Below are 572 nucleotides of genomic sequence, written 5' to 3' on the forward strand. Positions count from 1 at the left end.
CTAATTTCATTGCCATCTCGCGGAAGTCACTTCCGTCATAGGTTGACTTGTACGAATCAATGACTTCTTGGTGTGTCGCGACGGCTTCGATGTACTTGTCAAAATTAGTAACAGTACTCTGGGCAAGCTCACGCATGAGCTCGTCATCTGAAACCAGATAGTGGTCAAGTACATCTTGGTTAAATTTGTACGGAATCGCCATCTACTTTAAAACTTCATCATTGTATTCCTCATTGATCGCAGTTTTAAAATGCTTCCAATAAGCTGACAACATTGCTTCTGTGTTAGTCACGTCGTTTGTTGTGATCCATTTTAGCGCAACCATATCAAGCGCTACATCGGCCAAGGCTTCGCGGATTAGAGGAAGTGTCTTGGTTGTTATTGGTAAAAGGGGTGTAAGTTTTGAATAAATGCGATGCAGGTGTTGGTCTGTTGTCATAAATACAATGTTCTTTCTATTATGTTACAAAGCGTACAGACGCTTTGCTCACTGTCTATTATATCAAAAAAGTGATAATTTTTAAAGTATAATTGGGGAAAATACCGCGATTTGCAAATTAAGAAAATAAAAG

General features: G+C 39.0%; 2 protein-coding genes. Both read right to left on the reverse strand.

The genetic code is table 11. The features are described from left to right. Positions 1-202: hypothetical protein (locus D1643_RS11965; protein ID WP_236643586.1), on the reverse strand; the 202-nt coding region annotated here is incomplete at its 3' end. Beyond that, on the reverse strand, positions 203-439 hold the full coding sequence (locus D1643_RS11375; RefSeq protein WP_160207978.1) for a hypothetical protein: 237 nt from the start codon (positions 437-439) through the stop codon (positions 203-205). Between the last annotated feature and the right edge of the window lie 133 nt (positions 440-572).

The sequence above is a fragment of the Enterorhabdus sp. P55 genome, from assembly GCF_009911695.1.
Lineage (GTDB): Bacteria > Actinomycetota > Coriobacteriia > Coriobacteriales > Eggerthellaceae > Enterorhabdus.